Origin of the sequence: Arthrobacter silvisoli (assembly GCF_003369445.1) — a bacterium.
Classification (GTDB): domain Bacteria; phylum Actinomycetota; class Actinomycetes; order Actinomycetales; family Micrococcaceae; genus Arthrobacter; species Arthrobacter silvisoli.
In genome coordinates, this window is the sequence record NZ_QRCU01000039.1 from 38,587 (window position 1) to 53,097 (window position 14,511).

Consider the following 14,511-nt stretch of genomic DNA (forward strand, 5'->3'; position numbering starts at 1 on the left):
AAGTTCCACACTCCTTAAGCGCGAACTGGCAGCAGATGACCTCTCAGACCGATTCTGAGGGCATCTGCTGCCAGTTCGAGCTGTGCCTACTTGGGAGGTGACGACGGCGGACGGTTCCGGGGCTACCTCGAGCCGAGTTCCGCCGTCGGGGTCTTGAAGGACTCGCGGGCGGTGAGCGCGGAGACTGCGGCGATCACGCAGATCGCGCCGGTGAAGAGGCTGATCTGCACCCATCCGCCGGCCTTGGTGCCGCCCATGGCGGTGACGATCGCGGGGGCGAAGCCGGCCATCAGGAAGCCGAGCTGCGTGCCGATGGCCAGGCCGGAGAAACGCACCCGGGTGCTGAACATTTCACCGTAGAAGGAGGGCCACACGGCATTGGCGGCGGCGTAGCCGCAGGCGAAGAACACCACGGACACCAGGAACATCAGCGGCACGTTGCCGGATTCCAGGGTCAGCAGGAACACGGGGGTCATGATGGCGCTGGCCAGGGCACCGTAGATGAAGACGGGCTTGCGGCCGATCCGGTCTGCGAGGTTGCCGAAGAACGGCTGCGTACCCAGGGCGAAGATGTTCGCCACCACTACCAGCCACAGGGTGACGGTGCCGTCCACGTGGGCCACATCCTTGGCGTACTTGATGGCAAGGGTGCCGAAGACCGTGCTGACGGCGGCGATGAAGGCGCAGCAGACCACGCGGAGGACGTCGCGCCAGTGCAGCTTGAGGAGGTCGGCCACGGGGAGCTTGGCGATGGTGTTGTTCTTCTTGGCTTCGGCGAATGCCGGCGGCTCGTGCAGGGTGCGGCGGATGAAGTAGGCCACGACCACGACGGCGGCGCTGAGCCAGAACGGGATGCGCCAGCCGATGCCGTACTTGATTTCGTCGGGCAGGGCGACCACGGGAATGAACACGAGCGCCGCGAGGATCTGGCCGCCCTGGGTGCCGGTGAGGGTCCACGAGGTGAAGAAGGAGCGGCGGTTGTCCGGGGCGTGCTCGAGGGTCATGGAGGAGGCGCCTGCCTGCTCGCCGGCAGCGGAGAGGCCCTGGCAGAGACGGGCAAGCACCAGCAGGGCGGGAGCCCACCAGCCGATGGTCTTGAAGTCCGGGAGGCAGCCGATGATGAAGGTGGCTGCGCCCATGAGGACCAGGGTGAACATGAGCACCCGCTGCCGGCCGATCCGGTCGCCGAAGTGGCCCAGGATCACGGCACCCACCGGGCGGGCCACGTAGGCGAAGCCGAAAGTGGCGAAGGACATGATGGCCGCGTTGGCGTCCGCGCTGGGGAAGAACACGTGCGGGAAGATCAGGGCCGCGGCGGAACCGAAGATGAAGAAGTCGTAGTACTCAACGGCGCTGCCCAGGAAGCTGGCGAGGGCTGCCTTCTTCGGCGTGCCCGCAGGAGTGTGGGTCCCCGGCATCGTAGACGGGATTGTGTGGCTCATGGTGTTCCTTCGGTGTGACGACGTTGTCGCATCTGGTGAAGCGGGTGGTCTGTGGCGCCTTCGCGGCTGCTCTTCGTGAGGCCGGTGGGAGGCGGTCCTGTGGACGTCTCGGCTGAAACGCCCGGCGCGAGGCTTCAGCAGTAGCTCTCACAATGTGGGAGCTGTTTGTGCAATATAGAAATGATGACTGTGAGTACGGTCACCTGTCAAGAAATCTACTCACGATCTAGATATAGCTCTCACGATGTGGCAATCTTTGCTCATGAGCGTCAAAGAGGACACCAAGACGGACATGATCGGCAAGGCCCTGGGCCTCCTGGTGCTGCTGGGCAACGAACCCAAGGGGGCCAGTGCCTCCGAGCTTTCCCGGCAGGCCGATCTTCCCTTCAGCACCACCTACCGCCTGCTTGGCTCGCTGACGCGGGACGGTTTTGTGGACTACGAGCCGGACGGCCGCCGCTACCATCTCGGCCTGCGGGTCTTCCAGCTCGGCCAGCGCGTCTCCAACCACCACGGCTTCGCCGGCACCGCCCGGCCCGTCCTGCAGAAGGTGACCGAAGGGACCGGCGAGGCCACCATCCTCGCCGTGCGGGACGGCCACCACCACCTCACGGTGAACAAGGTGGACGGTCCCCAGATGTTCCGCGTCACCAGCGATCCCGGGTTCCTGGGCAAGCTGCACACGACGGCGGTGGGGAAGGCTTTGGTGGCTTTTGCCCCCGACGACGAGCGCGCCGCGCTGATCGAGGAGCTGGACCTGGAGCCGCTCACCGACTTCTCGATCACCGACCGCGACGCCTTCCGGGCTGAAATCGAGAAGATCCGCCGGCAGGGCTTCGCGCTCATGGATGAGGAGAACGAAGTGGGGATGCGGGCGATCGCGGTGCCGGTCCTCAATAGCCAGGGATTCGCGTTCGCCGCGCTGGCCACGGCCGCCCCGGTATTCCGGATGTCCGTGGAGCAGCTCCAGGCCGTGGTCCCGTTGCTAAGGGACGCGGCCGCCGAACTCGCCGCGCGCCTGCCGCAGCGGTGAGTGTGTTGCGCGAACTGGCAGCAGATGACCCTTGAAGTGCATTCAAAGGTCAGGTGCTGCCAGTTCGGGCTCGGATCGGGACGCGACTCGCCTGCGAGCCTTTTAGATGTTCGCAATAAGAACACTAGTGCAATATGTGAACATGTTGTGTAAGCTGGTTCATACCGCAAGGCGGCGCTCCGCTGGAGCCGCCGCCGTCCGGAGTTGTCAAAGGAGCAATGAGCATGAGCACTCGAGCCGAGTCCTATCTGGTGGGCCTGATCGGTGAGGGCGTCATCCCGTCGCTGTCGCCGGCCATGCACGAGCGCGAGGCGGACCGCCAGGGCCTGCGCTGCCTCTACCGCCCCATCGACCTGCTCGAACTCGGCCTGCCGGGTGCCGCCGTCGGCGATCTCCTCACCGCCGCGTACCGCATGGGCTTCAACGGCCTGAACATCACCCACCCCTGCAAGCAACTGGTCCTCGAGCACCTGGACGAGGTGTCCGACGACGCCCGCCGCCTCGGCGCGGTGAACACCGTGCTGATCCAGGACGGCCGCTTCATCGGGCACAACACGGACTTCTCCGGCTTCGCCGCCGCGCTCGCTGACGGCCTCCCGGATGCCTCGCTGGAGCGCGTTGTGCAGCTGGGCGCCGGCGGTGCCGGGTCCGCCGTGGCGTACGCCCTGCTGTCCGCAGGCGTCCGCACCCTGGACCTGGTGGACATGGACCCCGCGCGCAGCGCCGAACGCGCCGCAGAGCTGTCCGGTTTCTTCCCGGAGGCCACCGTGACCGCCCGCTCGACGGCGGAGCTGCCGCAGCTCATGCCGCTGGCCGACGGCCTGGTGCACTGCACCCCGGTGGGCATGGCCGCGCATCCCGGCACGCCGCTGGACATGTCCCTCGTGGAGCCGCGGCACTGGGTGGCGGACATCGTCTACCGGCCGATCGAAACGCAGCTGGTGCGCGAAGCCCGCGCCAAGGGCTGCCGGGTGCTCGACGGCGGACGCATGGCCGTGGGCCAGGCCGCCGACGCCTTCCGGATCTTCACCGGCCGCGACGCCGACGCCGCCCGCATGCGCGAACACTTCCTCGAACTGATCGCCGCCGAGGAGAAGGTGGCCGCCTGATGCGCACCGGGATTGCCACCGTGTGCCTCTCCGGCACCCTCAAGGAGAAGATGCAGGCCTGCGCGATCGCGGGCTTCGACGGCATCGAGATCTTCGAACAGGACCTGGTCACCTCTGCGCTCAGCCCGGAGGCCGTCCGCGCCATGGCCGCCGACCTCGGCCTGGGCCTGGACCTTTACCAGCCCTTCCGCGACTTCGACAGCGTTCCTGAGGAGCTGCTCAAGGAGAACCTGCGCCGCGCCGGCGCCAAGTTCGAACTCATGTCCCGCCTGGGCATGGACACCATCCTGGTGTGCAGCAACGTGGCCACCGCCGAAATCGACGACGACGGCCTGCGCGCCGAGCAGCTCACCCGCCTCGCGCACCTGGCCGGGGAACACGGCGTCAAGGTGGCCTACGAGGCGTTGGCCTGGGGCAAGTACGTCAACGACTACGAGCACGCCCACCGCCTGGTGGAAATGGTGGACCATCCGAACCTGGGCACCTGCCTGGATTCCTTCCACATCCTTTCCCGCGACTGGGACACCGCCCCGATCGAGAAGATCAACGCGGAGAAGATCTTCTTCGTACAGGTGGCGGACGCTCCGAAGCTCTCCATGGATGTGCTCTCATGGAGCCGCCACTACCGGGTTTTCCCTGGGGAGGGGCAGCTCGAGCTCGCCAAGTTCATGGGCCACGTAGTGCGCGCGGGCTACGCTGGCCCGGTGTCCCTGGAGGTCTTCAACGACGTCTTCCGCCAGTCCGACGTGGAGCGCACCGCCGTGGATGCGATGCGCTCGCTGATCTGGCTGGAGGAGCAGAGCGCCAAGTGGCTGGACGCGAACGACCCCGGGGCTGCCGGCGCCTCCGGCACCTCGGCGAGCGGCCGCCGTCGTTATCCGATGGAACTGGCCACCCTGCCCAAGGTGGCCGAACCGGCAGGCTTCAACTTCGCCGAGGTCAAGGCGGACGACACCGCCGGCCTCGAGAAGCTCCTGGGCCAGCTGGGCTTCGAGTTCGAGGGCCGGCACCGCACCAAGGACGTGCAGCTGTGGACCATGGGCCACGCCCGGGTCATCATCAACGAACAGGCGCCCTCGCACGCCGAACCCGCCATCGCGGCGCTGGGGTTCGACGTCGACAATCCCGTGATTGCCTCCGCCCGCGCCCAGCAGCTCAAGGCGCCCGTGGTTCCGCGGAAGGTGCAGGCGGACGAGGAAGTCTTCCAGGGCATCGCCGCCCCGGACAGCACCGAGATTTTCCTGTGCCAGGGCAGCCCGGACGGCACGGCGGCGTGGACGCATGAGTTCGGCGACGGGCTTGCCACGCCAAGCGGGACCGGCGCGGTGATCGACCACGTCAACCTGGCCCAGCCCTGGCAGCACTTCGACGAAGCCGTCCTCTTCTATACCAGCGCACTGGCCCTGGAACCTGCCCCGTTTGCCGAGGTTCCCAGCCCCACCGGCCTGGTGCGCTCGCAGGTCATGCAGACCACGGACCGGGCTGTGCGCCTGGTCCTGAACCTGGCGCCGCTGATCCAGCAGGGAGCTCACGCGGGCTACCAGGAACACATCGCCTTCGCGGTGGACGACCTGGTGGGCCTGGCCCGCGACGCGAGGGACCGCGGCCTGGAGTTCCTGCAGATCCCGGCCAACTACTACGAGGACCTGGCCGCCCGCTTCAGCCTGGACCCCGGCTTCCTGGCCACCCTGAAGGAACTCAACCTGCTCTACGACCGGGACGCCAGCGGCGAATTCCTGCACTTCTACACGGCCACCGTGGGCAGCGTGTTCTTCGAAATGGTGGAACGCCGCGGCGGCTACGACGGCTACGGCGCCCCGAACGCGCCGGTGCGGCACGCCGTCCAGTACGACCACGCCCGCCGCGCAACCGACCCCCGAAACGCAACCACCAAGTACGCAACCGAAAGGAGCCGGCCATGACCATCGACGCACATGGAACGCACCGCGCCGACAGCAGCGACGCCCGCCTTGCCGGGCAGGACGGCGCTGTGCCGGACGCAGACTGGCAGGACGAGAACGACGAGCTCGTTCCCCACGCCGAAGCCCACGCGGCCCACGTCCTCGATGCCGCCGCCGAATCGCAGCTGGACATCAGCGCCGAAATCGCCGCGATCGGCGAGGCCTACCGCCGGGAACTCGACGGCGGCGCCGCCCCGGAGACCCAGCCCCGCCTGGACTTCGCCCCGTACCGCAGCTCGCTCCTGCGCCACCCCACCAAGAGCCTGCACCACGCCGACCCGGAGACCATCGAGCTGTACTCGCCGGCCTTCGGGCACCAGGACGTGCACGCCCTGGAAGCGGACCTGACCATCCAGCACAATGGCGAACCGCTCGGCGAGCGGATCATCGTGGCGGGCAAAGTGCTCGACGGCGACGGCCGGCCGGTTGCCGGGCAGCTGGTGGAGATCTGGCAGGCCAACGCCGCAGGCCGCTACGTCCACAAGCGCGACCAGCACCCCGCCCCGCTGGACCCGAACTTCACCGGCGTGGGCCGCTGCATCACCGGCCCGGACGGCTCCTACCGCTTCACCACCATCAAGCCCGGCGCCTACCCGTGGAAGAACCACCTCAACGCCTGGCGCCCGGCCCACATCCACTTCTCCCTGTTCGGTACCGACTTCACGCAGCGGATCGTCACCCAGATGTACTTCCCGGGCGACCAGTTGTTCCCGCTGGACCCGATCTACCAGTCGATCGTGGACCAGGATGCCCGGGACCGGCTCGTGGCCAGCTACGACCACGAGCTCACCAGCCCCGAGTGGGCGCTGGGCTACACCTGGGACATCATCCTCACCGGGTCCAAGCGGACCTGGACCGAGAACGAAGCATACGGCGACGCCGGCGACGACGAGGAGTAGGCAGCAATGAGCAAACTGACACCCACACCGGGCCAGACCGTCGGCCCCTTCTACGGCTACGCCCTGCCCTTTACCAAGGACAACGAACTCCTGGCACCGGGAACGCCCGGCAGCATCCGCCTCCAGGGCACCGTGTACGACGGCGCCGGCCACCCCATCCCTGACGCCATCCTGGAAATCTGGCAGCCCGATGCCGAGGGCAACGTCGTCCAGCGCACCGGCTCCCTGGTCCGCGACGGCTACACCTTCACCGGCTGGGGCCGCAGCGCCGTCGGGAACACCGGCATCTTCACGTTCACCACGGTCAACCCCGGGCCCACCTCGGAGGGGTCCGCGCCGTTCATCTCCGTGGCGGTTTTCGCCCGCGGCCTCATGAACCGGCTCTTCACCCGCATCTACCTGCCGGAAAACGAAGAAGCCCTGGCCAACGATCCGCTGCTGGGCTCGCTGCCCGAGGAACGCCGCAAGACCCTTATCGCGCGCCGCGACCCCGACGGCGGCCTTAGCTGGGACCTGCGCCTGCAGGGTCCGGACGAGACCGTGTTCCTCGACTTCCAGGGCACCGCCACCGGGACGGGCGCGTACCGATGAGCAACTCCGGCCTGCCTGGTGACTTCGGCCTGTTGAGCCCTGTCACGGCGTCGCCCGCGGTCGCCGCGCTGACCGGCGACCGGGCGGTGCTCGCGGCGATCCTCGACGTCGAGGCCGCCTGGGCTGCCGTCCTCGAAGAGGCGGGCCTGGTACCGGAGGGCGCGGCCGCCGTCGTCGCGCAGGCCGCCGACCCGGAGCTGTACGATCCCGTGGCCCTCGCCGAACGCTCCCAGGGCGGGGGCAACCCGGTGATCCCGCTGCTCGGGGAGCTCCGCGCGCGGGTCCGCGACGCCGAGCCCGCCGCGCTGGCCGCCGTGCACAGCTCGCTGACCAGCCAGGACGTCCTGGACTCGGCCCTCATGCTGCTGGCCGACCGCGCGCGTTCCGCCCTGCTCCGCGAGGTCAGGGGGACGACGACGGCGCTCGCGGCCCTCGTGGACGAGCATGCGGACACGCTGTGCGTCGGCCGGAGCCTGACGCAGCACGCGCTGCCGTACACCTTCGGGCTCAGGGCCGCGCAGTGGTTCCAGGGCGTGGCAGCGGCGGCCCGAGGCCTCGACGCGTTGGACCTGCCGCTGCAATTCGGCGGCGCCGGCGGGACCCTGGCCTCGGCCACGGTGCTGACCGCGGGAACCGCGAGTGATCCCTTCGGCCTGGCCGATGCCCTCGCCGCGAAGCTCGGACTCGCCGCGGCCCCGGCGCCGTGGCACACGAACCGGCTCCCGGTGACCGGGCTCGGCAACGCGCTGGCGGCGCTCATGGATGCTTTCGGAAAGATCGCCGCGGACGTGGTGTTCCTCAGCCGCCCCGAAGTGGCCGAACTCGGCGAACCACTGCTGGCCGGCCGCGGGGTTTCCTCGGCCATGCCGCAGAAGCAGAACCCCGTGCTGTCCGTGCTGGTCCGCAGCGCAGCCCTCCAGGCCCCGGCGTTTTCAGGGCAGTTGCACCTGGCCGCCGCCGTCTTCAACGACGAACGCCCGGACGGCGCCTGGCACAGTGAGTGGCCGGCCCTGCGCTCCCTGCTCGCCCTCACCCTCGGCGCCGCAGCGCAGCTGCGCGAACTCGCCGAAGGGCTGCGGGTCTTCCCCGACGCCATGCGCCGCAACCTGGAACTCTCCGGGCCGCTGCTGCTCAGCGAAGCCGTCGCGGCCGTCGTCGCGCCCCTGCTCGGTGCGGACGGCAAGCGGGAGCTGCAGGCCGTCGTCGACGCCGTCCTCCAAACGGAGCCGGCCGGGCAGGCCGCCGCTTACGCGAAGCTGCTGCGCGATGCCGTCCCGGAACGGCTGCTCCCGGACGCACGGCTCGCTGAACTGCTGGACCCCGCCAACTACCTCGGCGAAGCGGCGGACATCAGCCGCCGCATCCTCGCCGCCTACCCGGACTACGCCGCAACGACCATGAAGGGGGCTACCCATGACTAGGCCAGTGCTCAAGGCTGTGCTGCTTTCCCCCCAGCGTCCCCTCGGGGACAAGCCGCTCCTGGTGGTGGGCAGCTCGCTCGGCACCTCCACCGTCCTGTGGAACGAAACCGCGGAACTGCTGGGCGATGACTACGCCGTGGTCGGCTGGGACCTCCCGGGCCACGGCGTCTCGCCCGCGGCCAGCGGGACCTTCAGCGTGGCCGAACTGGCCGACGCCGTCGTGGAACTCGTCGACTCCGTGGCACCGGGTGCACGGTTCCACTACGCCGGGGTGTCCCTGGGCGGTGCCACCGGCCTGCAGCTGGGCATCAAGCACGGCGAACGGCTCCTCAGCCTCTCCGTGCAGTGCTCCGACGCGAGAATCGGCACGCCGGAAGGCTGGCTGGAACGTGCGGAGACCGTCCGGAACCAGGGCACGCCGGTGATGATCCAGGGCTCGGCGCAGCGCTGGTTCGGCGCCGGATTCATGGACCGCGAACCCGCGGTCAGCAGCCGCCTCCTGCACTCGCTGCGCGACACCGACCGCTTCAGCTATGCCTTCTGCTGCGAGGCCCTGGCCGGCTTCGACGTCCGCGGTGAACTTGGCACCATCTCAGTCCCCACGCAGCTTGTGGCGGGCGTCGAGGACACCGTCGCGCCGCCGTCGTCCGCTGAGGCAATGGCGGAAGGGATCGCTGCAGGCGGCGGCAGGGCTGTTGCGGTGGTGCTCGACGGCGTGGCGCACCTCGCGCCCGCGGAGGCACCTGCTGCCGTCGCGGACTTGATGCGCAGTTTCATGAAGGAGGCTTCGGCATGAGCAATGTTGACCCGAACGGTTTTGATCCGCAGGGTCCGGTCCGGAGTGGTGCCGTAACGGCGGATGCCACCTCGCGGGAGATCTACGACGCCGGCATGGTGGTCCGGCGCGAAGTGCTCGGCGACGCGCACGTGGACCGCGCCAACGCCACCAAGGACGACTTCACCGACGACTTCCAGGACATGATCACCCGGATCGCCTGGGGCGGGATCTGGACCCGGCCGGGCCTGACCCGGCAGATGCGCTCCGCGGTCACCATCACCGCGATGGTGGCGCACGGGCACTGGGAAGAACTGGCCATGCACATCCGCGCGGCCCTCCGGAACGGCCTGGACCGGGACGAAATCAAGGAAATCCTGCTCCAGACCGCCATCTACTGCGGGGTACCCTCCGCCAACACCGCCTTCAAGACAGCCCAGCACGTCTTCGCGGAGATCGACTCCGCCGCCACCCCACCCAACTAGCTCGCATTAACAACTGCGGGTCAGTTGCAGAGAAAGGACCCCTCATGAACCAGGCTTTTGTGTACGACGCCGTGCGCACGCCCTTCGGCAAGTTCGGCTCCGGGCTTGCCGGTGTCCGCCCGGACGACCTCGCCGCCCACGTGGTCCGCGAGTCCGTTCGCCGGGCGCCTGCCCTCGACGTCGAACGGATCGACGAAGTGGTGTTCGGCAACGCCAACGGCGCCGGCGAGGAAAACCGCAACGTGGCCCGCATGGCCACCCTGCTGGCCGGGCTGCCGGTCTCCATCCCCGGCACCACGGTTAACCGGCTCTGCGGCTCCTCCTTGGACGCTGCGATCATCGCCTCCCGCCAGATCAACGCCGGCGACGCCGAGCTCATGCTGGTGGGCGGCGCCGAATCGATGAGCCGCGCCCCCTGGGTACTGCCCAAGACGTCCAAGCCCTACCCGGCCGGCGACATGACCCTGGCCTCCACCACCCTGGGCTGGCGCCTGGTCAACCCTGCCATGCCCGCCGAGTGGACGGTGTCCCTGGGCGAGGCCACCGAGCGCCTCCGCGAAAAGTACGGCATCACCCGCGAACGCCAGGACGAGTTCGCGGCGGCCTCGCACAACCTTGCCGCGGCCGCCTGGGACGAAGGCTTCTACGACAACCTGGTGACCCAGGTGCCGGGCACCGAACTGGTGCGGGACGAGGGCATCCGGGCCGGTTCGACCGCCGAGAAGCTCGCCGGACTGAAGACCGTGTTCCGTCCGGAGTCTTCCGGGCCCGACGGCGGCACTGTCACCGCCGGGAACGCCTCGCCGCTGTCCGACGGTGCTTCTGCTGCGTGGATCGGTTCCGAGGCCGCTTCCGGGCTGCTCGGCCTGGAGCCGCTGGCCCGTATCGCGGGGCGCGGGGCGCACGGCAACGACCCGCAGTTCTTCGGCTTCGCCCCGGTGGAGGCGGCGAACAAGGCCCTCGCGAAGGCGGGCATCAGCTGGGAGCAGGTGGGCGCCGTCGAACTCAACGAAGCGTTCGCCGCGCAGTCCTTGGCCTGCATCGACGCGTGGGGGATCGACCCCGCGATCGTGAACCGGCACGGCGGTGCGATCGCCATGGGCCACCCGCTGGGCGCCTCCGGCACCCGCATCCTGGGCACCCTGGCCCGCTCGCTCCAGGCCTCCGGGCAGCGGTGGGGCGTCGCGGCGATCTGCATCGGCGTCGGGCAGGGGCTCGCCGTCGTCCTCGAAAACGTCACTACTGGTGTTAAAGGCTGATCATGCTGACTTTCATTGACACTGTGGGCGAGGCCGTGGCCGGGATCAAGGACGGTTCCACCGTCATGATCGGCGGCTTCGGCAACGCCGGGCAGCCCTTCGAACTGATCGACGCGCTGCTGGACTCCGGCGCCACGGACCTGACCGTGGTGAACAACAACGCAGGCCAGGGCGACCAGGGCCTGGCGCTGCTCATCAAGGAAGGCCGGGTGCGCAAGATGATCTGCTCCTTCCCCCGGCAGTCCGATTCCTGGCACTTCGACGCCAAGTACAAGGCCGGGCAGATCGAGCTCGAACTGGTGCCACAGGGCAACCTGGCCGAACGCATCCGGGCCGCCGGGGCCGGCATCGGCGGCTTCTTCACCCCCACCGGTTACGGCACCATGCTCGCCGAAGGCAAGGAAACCCGCTTCCTGGACGGCAAATGGCAGGTCTTCGAGACCCCCATCCACGCCGACGTCGCCCTCATCAAGGCCCTCAAAGCCGACGGCAAGGGCAACCTCGTCTACCGCAAGACCGCCCGGAACTTCGGCCCGATCATGGCCGCCGCCGCGAAGCACAGCATCGTCCAGGTCTCCGAGATCGTGCCCGTCGGTGCCTTGGACCCGGAAAACATCGTGACCCCGGGGATTTACGTCAACACGGTGGTCCGGGTTCCCGGCGCCGCCGGCAATTCCGGCACCGCCGGCAACGCAGGAAAGGTGGCCTGAGATGAGCACCCTCGAAACCTCGCTCCAGACCTCGGCCGAGCCGCTGGGCCGCAACGAACTCGCAGCCCTGGTGGCCCGGGACATCGCGCCCGGCTCCTTCGTGAACCTGGGCATCGGCCAGCCCACGCTGGTGTCCAACTACCTCACCGAGGAACAGAACATCACGCTCCACACGGAGAACGGCATGCTCGGCATGGGCCCGGAAGCCGTGGGTGAGCAGATCGACGGCGACCTCATCAACGCCGGCAAGATCCCCGTCACCGAACTGCCGGGGGCGTCCTACTTCCACCACGCCGATTCCTTCGCGATCATGCGCGGCGGGCACTTGGACATCTGCGTGCTCGGCGCCTTCCAGGTCTCGGCCAGCGGCGACTTGGCGAACTGGCACACCGGCGCACCCGACGCGATTCCCGCCGTCGGGGGTGCGATGGACCTGGCCACGGGCGCCAAGGACGTGTTCGTGATGATGACCCTGCTGACCCGCGACGGCGTGTCCAAGCTCGTGGAACACTGCACGTACCCGCTCACGGGCGTGGGCTGCGTGACCCGCGTGTACACGGACAAGGCCGTGTTTCTCACCGGGCCCGACGGCGTCACCGTGCGCGAGACCTTCGGCTGCACCCTCGAGGAACTCCAGGCCCTCGTCCCGCTCCCGCTGACGGCCGCCGTTTCCTGAGCGCGGTTTCTTGAGCGCGAACTGGCAGCAGATGACCTCTGAACACGCTTTTGCGGACATCTGCTGCCAGTTCGCGCCAATAGGATAGGTAACCATGAGCGAAGCAGCAGCCACGGCCCCGCAGGCCAGTGACCAGTACGTGCAGTCCCTGGCGCGCGGCCTGGCCGTGATCCGCGCCTTCGACGCCGCCAACCCGCTCATGACCCTCAGCGAAGTGGCCGCACGGACCGGCCTCACACGTGCCACGGCCCGCCGCTTCCTGCACACCCTGGTGGAGCTGGGCTACGTGCGCACCGACGGGAAGACCTTCGCGCTCACCGCCCTCGTGCTGCAGCTGGGGTACGCGTACCTCTCGGCGCTCTCCCTGCCGCAGCTCGCCCAGCCCCACCTCGAGGAGCTGTCCCACAAATTGGGGGAGTCGACGTCGGCCGCGGTGCTGGACGGGGCAGACATCTTCTACGTCGCCCGGGTGGCGACCCGCCGGATCATGACCGTCGGAATCACAGTGGGCACGCGCTTCCCGGCGTACGCGACGTCGATGGGCCGGGTCCTGCTGGCGGGCCTGCCGGACGCGAAACTGCAGGAGTACCTGGCCACCGTCGAACTGCAGGCCCTCACTCCGCACACGGTGGCCACGCGCGAGGCCCTGCTGGCCGAACTGGAAAAGGTCCGGGAACAGGGCTGGTGCCTGCTGGACCAGGAACTGGAACTCGGGCTCATGTCCATCGCGGCCCCCGTCCGCAACGCCGTGGGCAAGGTGGTGGCCGCCGTCAACGTCTCATTGCAGGCCCAGAACGTCTCGGCGCAGGCCGAACCAGAGGCGTACCTTGAGTCCGTCCGCAAGGAAATCCTGCGCACCGCTGAACTGATCTCGGCGGACATCTCGGCCAAGCACTGATCCTTTCCGCGCTACTTCCCGATTTCCGCCAGGCGCAGTTCAAGGATGCGGCGGACGAGTTCGTCGGGGACGGGGTTGTCGGCGCTGAACCTCAGCGTCCCCGGCGACCACGAGAAGCCATCCAGTTCGCCCTCGATCCGGGGCAGGATCTGTCCGCTGTACGGGTACATGGCCAGGTGCTTCTTGGTTTCGAGGACGCTGACGAATCCCTTGCCGTCCAGGAGCAGCGCGGGCATGCCGTAGCTGGTGCCCTCCTGGACGCCGGGTGCCAGTTCGCGCGCGATCGCGACGACGCGTTCCAGCACCTCCCGGTTCGGTGCTTTGATGCCGGCGAGATAATCGGTGACGGTTCCCATACGGACATGGTGCGCCTTCCGGGCTCCCCGCGTCGATGCGCGAACTGGCAGCAGATGACCCCTGCACGCGATTCAAAGGGCATCTGCTGCCAGTTCGCGCTCCAAGATGGAGGCGGGTCAGCGGGTCAGCTTGGCCGAATCCGGGTGCTCGTCGCCGATGTGGCCGGGGGCGTTGGCCGCGAGCACGCGCTGGACGAACGCGCTGTACTCCTCCATGTAGTGGCGCAGCAGCTCCGCGGTGTTGGGGTCGGAGACCGTGCCGTCCTCGGCGAAGACGTCCTTGTTGAACTTGATGTAGGCCTCGGGGGCGTTCAGCTGCGGGGCGTCCAGGAAGCTGAGCACGCTGCGCATGGAGGACTGCATGACGGCGGTGCCGATGCTGCCCGGCGAGGTGCCGATGATGCCGGTCGGCTTGCGCGCGAAGGAATTGGTGCCCCACGGACGGGAGCCCCAGTCGATGGCGTTCTTGAGCGCGCCCGGGATGGAGCGGTTGTATTCCGGGGAGATGAAGAGGATGCCGTGCGACGCGGCCACGGCGTCCTTGAAGGCGCGGCCCGCGGCCGGGTAGTCGGCGTCGTAGTCCGGGCTGTAGAGCGGGAGGTCCTTGATGGGGATTTCGGTGAATTCGAGCTCTTCCGGGGCCAGTTTGATGAGGGCCTTGGAGAGGATCCGGTTGATGGAATTGCTGGCGAGGCTGCCCACGAGGTAGCCGATCTTGTACGTTGCCATGACTGCATTCCTTTCCGACGGCGCGGCCGGAACCGGCTCGTCGACGGTCGTGGTGGGGCTGGAGGCCACCAACCCCTAGCAAGCCTAACCGCCGAGTGCCCCGACGTGAGCGCGAACGTACACTTGGGGCCCTGAAAACCGAAACGGGGCCCCACGTGTACGTTCGC

At 68.4% G+C, this 14,511-nt stretch carries 15 protein-coding genes; 12 read left to right on the plus strand and 3 right to left on the minus strand.

Translation table 11 applies throughout. The features are described from left to right. Positions 1-122: 122 nt before the first annotated feature. On the minus strand, positions 123-1,442 hold the full coding sequence (locus tag DWV11_RS10935) for an MFS transporter (RefSeq protein ID WP_115788916.1): 1,320 nt from the start codon (positions 1,440-1,442) through the stop codon (positions 123-125). 262 nt (positions 1,443-1,704) lie between these two features. On the opposite strand from DWV11_RS10935, the gene DWV11_RS10940 reads away from it, so the two are divergent. The 12 genes from DWV11_RS10940 (at position 1,705) to DWV11_RS10995 (ending at position 13,259) form a co-directional block, all read left to right on the plus strand. After that, positions 1,705-2,475 carry an IclR family transcriptional regulator gene (locus DWV11_RS10940; protein WP_115788917.1) on the plus strand — a complete coding sequence of 257 codons (771 nt, stop codon included), beginning with the start codon at positions 1,705-1,707 and terminating at the stop codon, positions 2,473-2,475. 224 nt (positions 2,476-2,699) lie between these two features. Continuing rightward, a complete protein-coding gene (locus tag DWV11_RS10945) occupies positions 2,700-3,584 on the plus strand; it encodes a shikimate dehydrogenase (protein WP_115789081.1) in 885 nt (294 codons plus the stop codon). Further along, the gene (locus DWV11_RS10950) at positions 3,584-5,506 is read left to right on the plus strand and encodes a bifunctional sugar phosphate isomerase/epimerase/4-hydroxyphenylpyruvate dioxygenase family protein (protein ID WP_115788918.1); all 1,923 of its coding nucleotides are present in this window, start codon (positions 3,584-3,586) and stop codon (positions 5,504-5,506) included. The genes DWV11_RS10945 and DWV11_RS10950 overlap by 1 nt, the downstream gene beginning before the upstream one ends. Further along, positions 5,503-6,444 (plus strand): protocatechuate 3,4-dioxygenase subunit beta, encoded by a 942-nt coding sequence (pcaH, locus tag DWV11_RS10955; protein ID WP_425452059.1) that lies wholly within the window; start codon positions 5,503-5,505, stop codon positions 6,442-6,444. The genes DWV11_RS10950 and pcaH overlap by 4 nt, the downstream gene beginning before the upstream one ends. A 6-nt stretch (positions 6,445-6,450) precedes the next feature. Next, a complete protein-coding gene (gene pcaG / locus DWV11_RS10960; RefSeq protein ID WP_115788919.1) occupies positions 6,451-7,035 on the plus strand; it encodes a protocatechuate 3,4-dioxygenase subunit alpha in 585 nt (194 codons plus the stop codon). After that, positions 7,032-8,456: a lyase family protein gene (locus DWV11_RS10965; RefSeq protein WP_115788920.1), complete on the plus strand. Its 1,425-nt coding sequence runs from the start codon at positions 7,032-7,034 to the stop codon at positions 8,454-8,456. Before pcaG ends, DWV11_RS10965 begins: the two co-directional genes overlap by 4 nt. Then, positions 8,449-9,252: an alpha/beta fold hydrolase gene (locus tag DWV11_RS10970; RefSeq protein ID WP_115788921.1), complete on the plus strand. Its 804-nt coding sequence runs from the start codon at positions 8,449-8,451 to the stop codon at positions 9,250-9,252. Before DWV11_RS10965 ends, DWV11_RS10970 begins: the two co-directional genes overlap by 8 nt. After that, positions 9,249-9,716, plus strand: coding sequence for a 4-carboxymuconolactone decarboxylase (gene pcaC, locus DWV11_RS10975; RefSeq protein WP_115788922.1), 468 nt, complete (start codon positions 9,249-9,251; stop codon positions 9,714-9,716). Before DWV11_RS10970 ends, pcaC begins: the two co-directional genes overlap by 4 nt. Before the next feature lie 44 nt (positions 9,717-9,760). Further along, the gene (locus tag DWV11_RS10980; RefSeq protein WP_115788923.1) at positions 9,761-10,975 is read left to right on the plus strand and encodes a thiolase family protein; all 1,215 of its coding nucleotides are present in this window, start codon (positions 9,761-9,763) and stop codon (positions 10,973-10,975) included. A gap of 2 nt (positions 10,976-10,977) precedes the next feature. Next, on the plus strand, positions 10,978-11,685 hold the full coding sequence (locus DWV11_RS10985) for a 3-oxoacid CoA-transferase subunit A (RefSeq protein ID WP_115788924.1): 708 nt from the start codon (positions 10,978-10,980) through the stop codon (positions 11,683-11,685). 1 nt (position 11,686) lies between these two features. Continuing rightward, positions 11,687-12,361 carry a 3-oxoacid CoA-transferase subunit B gene (locus tag DWV11_RS10990; RefSeq protein WP_115788925.1) on the plus strand — a complete coding sequence of 225 codons (675 nt, stop codon included), beginning with the start codon at positions 11,687-11,689 and terminating at the stop codon, positions 12,359-12,361. A 94-nt stretch (positions 12,362-12,455) separates the two neighbouring features. Then, positions 12,456-13,259 (plus strand): IclR family transcriptional regulator domain-containing protein, encoded by an 804-nt coding sequence (locus DWV11_RS10995; RefSeq protein WP_115788926.1) that lies wholly within the window; start codon positions 12,456-12,458, stop codon positions 13,257-13,259. 11 nt (positions 13,260-13,270) lie between these two features. Here DWV11_RS10995 and DWV11_RS11000 read toward each other — a convergent pair whose 3' ends face one another. Further along, a complete protein-coding gene (locus tag DWV11_RS11000) occupies positions 13,271-13,615 on the minus strand; it encodes an iron chaperone (RefSeq protein ID WP_115788927.1) in 345 nt (114 codons plus the stop codon). Positions 13,616-13,732: 117 nt separating this feature from the next. After that, positions 13,733-14,344: an NADPH-dependent FMN reductase gene (locus DWV11_RS11005; protein ID WP_115788928.1), complete on the minus strand. Its 612-nt coding sequence runs from the start codon at positions 14,342-14,344 to the stop codon at positions 13,733-13,735. Positions 14,345-14,511 lie beyond the last annotated feature (167 nt).